The following is a 4,621-nucleotide window of genomic DNA, read 5'->3' as shown; positions in this document are numbered from 1 at the left end:
TTTGCCTGGCGGCCTTAGCGCGGCGGTCCCACCTGACCCCATGCCGAACTCAGAAGTGAAACGCCGTAGCGCCGATGGTAGTGTGGGGCCTCCCCATGCGAGAGTAGGGAACTGCCAGGCATCCAAACAAAAAAGCCCTCTGCGTCAGCAGAGGGCTTTTTTACATCTGGCGCTCGGCGAAAAAACTCTATTTCCCGGCGCAACGCCATCAAAACTTCCCTACAAGCCTGAACTGATGCGGTAAACTACGCGCAGATAATTTCGTAAAGGCCACATAATGTCCCTCCAGTATCCTTCTCTGCAAGCTGACAACACCCTCGGTCTGGCGATCCACGCACGCGATCGCGTTCTCGCTGAGACGCCGGAAATGATCCTCAATGCCTGGCAAGATGCCAGAGCCGCGCATCAGCCTTTTATTTTGCTGGGCGAAGGCAGCAACGTGCTTTTTCTGGACGATTTTGCCGGTACCGTCGTGCTTAACCGCATCAAAGGCATCGATATTCAGGAGCAGGACGAGGTCTGGAAGCTGCACGTCGGCGCCGGTGAAAACTGGCACGCCCTTGTAGAGGCGACCCTGAAAAAGGGGATCCCTGGACTCGAAAACCTGGCGTTGATCCCTGGTATGTCAGGCTCGGCGCCGATACAAAATATCGGCGCCTATGGCGTCGAGTTCAAAGATGTTTGCGACTATGTCGATGTACTGAACCTCGAGACGGGTGCGACGCAGCGTCTGTCGCGCGAAGCGTGCGCATTCGGTTATCGTGATAGCATCTTTAAGCATCAGTACCAGCAGGGATATGCCATTATCGCCGTGGGGCTTAGCCTGAAAAAAAGCTGGCAGCCGGTGCTAACCTATGGCGATTTAACGCGTCTCAATCCTGCCACGGTAACCGCCTGGGAAGTCTTTCATGCCGTATGCCATATGCGTCAGAGTAAGCTGCCGGATCCGCGCGTGACGGGTAATGTTGGCAGCTTCTTCAAAAATCCGCTGATAAGCCGCGAGCAGGCAGAGCAGCTGAAGCTTGCCTATCCGGACATGCCTTTCTATCCGCAGAAAGAGGGCGAGGTAAAACTGGCGGCAGGCTGGTTAATCGATCGGTGTCAGCTGAAAGGTTTTCGCGTCGGCGGCGCGGCAGTACATCAGCAGCAGGCGCTGGTGCTGATTAACGCCGACCACGCTACCTCTCAGGATATCGTCGCGCTGGCGAAAGCCGTACGCGCCCGCGTCGGACAAAAATTTGATGTATGGCTTGAGCCCGAGGTGCGTTTTATCGCGGCACAGGGCGAGTGCAACGCTGTAGAGGCAATCCTATGAAAGACCATAGCATCCCGCTAAAGCTGGTTGAAATACTCTCAGACGGCGAATTTCATTCCGGCGAACAGCTTGGCGAATCACTGGGAATGAGCCGCGCGGCGATCAACAAACATATCCAGACGCTTAAAAGCTGGGGTCTGGATATCTATACGGTCACGGGTAAAGGCTATAGCCTGCCTGCGCCGATGCAGCTGTTGAATGAAGAAGCGATACTGGCGCAGCTGCATCAGCCTAACCTGGCAATCATTCCGGTTATCGACTCAACCAACCAGTACCTGCTGGAGCGGATGAACGAGCTGCAATCAGGCGATGCCTGTATCGCCGAATACCAGCAGGCGGGTCGAGGACGTCGAGGACGGCAATGGTTCTCACCTTTCGGCGCTAATCTCTATATGTCGATGTACTGGCGTCTCGAACAGGGCCCTGCGGCCGCGATGGGGCTGAGTCTGGTTATCGGCATTGTCATCGCCGAAACCCTGCAGCAGCTGGGCGCGCAAGACGTACGCGTGAAGTGGCCTAACGATCTCTACCTACAGGATCGTAAACTGGCGGGCATTCTGGTTGAGCTAACGGGGAAAACAGGCGACGCCGCGCAAATTGTGATGGGTGCCGGTATTAACCTGGCGATGCGCGGCGCGGAAGCGGCGCAGATCAATCAGGGCTGGATCAATCTGCAGGAAGCCGGGATTGCGATTGATCGAAACGATCTGGCTGCAAAGCTGATAAACAGCCTGCGCGAGGCGCTACCGCTCTTTGAACGTGATGGATTAGCACCTTTCACCGAGCGCTGGAAAGCGCTGGATAACTTCTTCAATCGACCCGTTAAGCTATTAATAGGTGAACGCGAGATCCACGGCATCGCGCGCGGCATAGATAAGCAGGGCGGGCTGCTGCTTGAACAGGATGGCGAGGTAAAATCCTGGGTAGGCGGCGAAATATCCCTTCGCCCTCAGTAATAAAAAGCCTGCGCGATGCAGGCTTTTTTAATGCTATTTCCTGAGCCTGACCCGGTCGACGGCATGGTTGCCGCCTTTGGTCATAATCAAACTGGCTCTTTCGCGGGTCGGCAATATGTTCTCTTTTAAATTCAGCCAGTTGATCTCTTTCCACAGCCCAGTAGCGATCTGCACGGCCTCCTCTTCGGAGAGCTGCGCATAGTGGTGAAAATAGGAATCGGGATCGGTGAAAGCGCCCTGACGGAATTTTAAAAAGCGATTGATATACCAGCGCTGTAGCAGATCTTCAGGCGCATCTACATAGATAGAGAAGTCGACGAAGTCCGACACAAAGACGTGGTGTGGATCGTGAGGATAATCCATCCCGCTCTGCAGAACATTCAGGCCTTCGAGAATCAATATATCAGGCTGATGCACGACTTTATCGCCATCCGGGATAACGTCATACACCAGATGAGAATAAACCGGCGCAGTGACCTGACTGGCGCCTGATTTCAGTGCGGAAACGAAGTTAACCAGCCGATGCATATCATAAGACTGAGGGAAGCCTTTCTTCTTCATCAGGCCGCGCTCTTTTAGCACCGCATTAGGATGCAGAAAGCCATCGGTGGTAATGAGCTCTACTTTGCGATGCTCAGGCCAGCGGCTCAGCAGCGCCTGCAAGACGCGCGCGGTGGTGCTTTTCCCCACGGCTACGCTGCCGGCGATGCTGATAATATAAGGGATCTTCTGGCCGTCCGTGCCGAGGAATTGCTCCAGCACTGCCTGACGACGCAGGTTGGAGCTGATATAGAAGTTAAGCAGGCGCGATAAAGGCAGATAAATCTCTGCGACCTCTTCCAGAGACAAATCTTCATTAATGCCTTTCAGCTGCGCGATCTCCTCTTCCGTTAAGGTCATCGGCACAGAATTACGTAGGGCGGCCCACTGCTTGCGCGTGAACTCTAAATAGGGCGTGGTCAGAGGTGAATTCTTTTTATTCATAAGTATGCGTCTGACTGCAGATTAAGGCTGATTCATATCACGCAGATTAAAAACCTGTAGCGATATGAGAACCATAGCGGCATGTCACAAAGTCTTTACTGAGAACAATGGGCTGGAGGTTAACATCAGTGTGACAATAAAAAGAAGAAAAATGATAAATCCGCGCACGCTTTCGCAAGCGGCTGCGCATAAGCCCGGCTTCAGCACGCCAGGCATCTCACAAACTCGCCCGGCAGAGACCCTGCCTTATGCGTAACTTTTTTACTGGTCGCGGGAAAAATGTGCAGCCGCGAAAATTTTCTCATTTTTATTCTCGTTAAGTGAGCAAAAAAACCGCGTGGCAGCCGTCAGGCTGGCTGAGTTCATGCGATAAAAACAGGGTCGCAGCTGAATAAAATTCGCTGGAATCGTCTAAATTTCCTTCACTAAAACGCTAAAATGCGAGGATTTGCACAAATAGTAAGCAATAGAGTTATTTCAGTGATTTTTTTGTTGCATCCTGTCCCCGACCTTCCTAGAATGCGCGTCACTTGATGCCGGCTTAGCTCAGTTGGTAGAGCAACTGACTTGTAATCAGTAGGTCACCAGTTCGATTCCGGTAGCCGGCACCATCAAGTAGGTGGGATTCCCGAGCGGCCAAAGGGAGCAGACTGTAAATCTGCCGTCACAGACTTCGAAGGTTCGAATCCTTCTCCCACCACCATCTCAACCTTGTCGGTTGGGAGCAGATAAACAACCTGTTTGTCTGTCGGTGAGTCACTTCTCTCACCCCAAATTCAAACTGCGCTTCGGCACAGTTAAAGTCGGTCAGCAACGCTGGCAGACTTCGAATAGTAGGGGAACATCTCTTATTATTCACAAGCTACAGAAAGAACAGGTAGCCGAGTTCCAGGATGCGGGCATCGTATAATGGCTATTACCTCAGCCTTCCAAGCTGATGATGCGGGTTCGATTCCCGCTGCCCGCTCCAGATGTGCTGATATGGCTCAGTTGGTAGAGCGCACCCTTGGTAAGGGTGAGGTCCCCAGTTCGACTCTGGGTATCAGCACCACTTCCTTTATCTCCTCCCTGATTCTCTCTCTGTAAATCCTGCATTCAGGCAAAGCCTGGTTGATGTGATGATATCTTTGATATATCCGTGTCTTAGAGGGACAAGCGATGGCTAAAGAGCAATTTCAACGTAACAAACTGCACGTAAACGTGGGCACCATCGGTCACGTTGACCACGGTAAAACCACCCTGACTGCAGCAATCACCACCGTTCTGGCTAAAACCTACGGCGGCCAGGCTCGCGCATTCGACCAGATCGATAACGCGCCGGAAGAGAAAGCACGTGGTATCACCATCAACACCTCTCACGTTGAGT

Annotated in this window: 4 protein-coding genes, 4 tRNA genes and 1 rRNA gene; 8 read left to right on the top strand and 1 reads right to left on the bottom strand. The window is 52.8% G+C overall.

The window, feature by feature from the left end:
• Positions 1-4: 4 nt before the first annotated feature.
• The 3 genes from rrf to birA all read left to right on the top strand — a co-directional run bounded on the left by rrf (position 5) and on the right by birA (position 2,271).
• Positions 5-120, top strand: a 5S ribosomal RNA gene (gene rrf, locus JS46_RS22460).
• Positions 121-277: 157 nt separating this feature from the next.
• Positions 278-1,315, top strand: coding sequence for a UDP-N-acetylmuramate dehydrogenase (gene murB / locus JS46_RS22455; RefSeq protein WP_033756007.1), 1,038 nt, complete (start codon positions 278-280; stop codon positions 1,313-1,315).
• Entirely contained in the window at positions 1,312-2,271 is a 960-nt protein-coding gene (gene birA, locus JS46_RS22450) for a bifunctional biotin--[acetyl-CoA-carboxylase] ligase/biotin operon repressor BirA (RefSeq protein WP_033756005.1), read from the top strand. Before murB ends, birA begins: the two co-directional genes overlap by 4 nt.
• Before the next feature lie 33 nt (positions 2,272-2,304).
• Here the strand turns inward: birA and coaA are convergent, their stop codons facing one another.
• Positions 2,305-3,255: a type I pantothenate kinase gene (gene coaA, locus JS46_RS22445; protein ID WP_033756003.1), complete on the bottom strand. Its 951-nt coding sequence runs from the start codon at positions 3,253-3,255 to the stop codon at positions 2,305-2,307.
• A 535-nt stretch (positions 3,256-3,790) separates the two neighbouring features.
• Between coaA and JS46_RS22440 the strand changes: the two genes are divergently transcribed.
• The 5 genes from JS46_RS22440 to JS46_RS22420 all read left to right on the top strand — a co-directional run.
• Positions 3,791-3,866: transfer RNA gene (locus tag JS46_RS22440), tRNA-Thr, on the top strand.
• A 7-nt stretch (positions 3,867-3,873) separates the two neighbouring features.
• Positions 3,874-3,958 (top strand) — tRNA-Tyr (locus JS46_RS22435).
• 192 nt (positions 3,959-4,150) lie between these two features.
• Positions 4,151-4,225 (top strand) — tRNA-Gly (locus tag JS46_RS22430).
• A 5-nt stretch (positions 4,226-4,230) separates the two neighbouring features.
• Positions 4,231-4,306 (top strand) — tRNA-Thr (locus tag JS46_RS22425).
• Between the two features lie 107 nt (positions 4,307-4,413).
• On the top strand, positions 4,414-4,621 hold a 208-nt coding region (locus JS46_RS22420; RefSeq protein ID WP_033756001.1), incomplete at its 3' end, for a GTP-binding protein.

This window comes from Pantoea sp. NGS-ED-1003 (assembly GCF_000738765.1).
In the GTDB taxonomy this organism is placed as follows: domain Bacteria; phylum Pseudomonadota; class Gammaproteobacteria; order Enterobacterales; family Enterobacteriaceae; genus Pantoea; species Pantoea septica.
Note: the sequence above shows the minus strand (reverse complement) of the source record. Positions and strands in the feature narration are given on the sequence as shown.

What these genes read in the sequence shown, in the direction of transcription:
- murB (WP_033756007.1), top strand. Translation starts at nt 278, where the DNA reads ATGTCCCTCCAGTATCCTTCTCTGCAAGCTGACAACACCCTCGGTCTG.
- birA (WP_033756005.1), top strand. Translation starts at nt 1,312, where the DNA reads ATGAAAGACCATAGCATCCCGCTAAAGCTGGTTGAAATACTCTCAGAC.
- coaA (WP_033756003.1), bottom strand. Translation starts at nt 3,255, where the DNA reads ATGAATAAAAAGAATTCACCTCTGACCACGCCCTATTTAGAGTTCACG.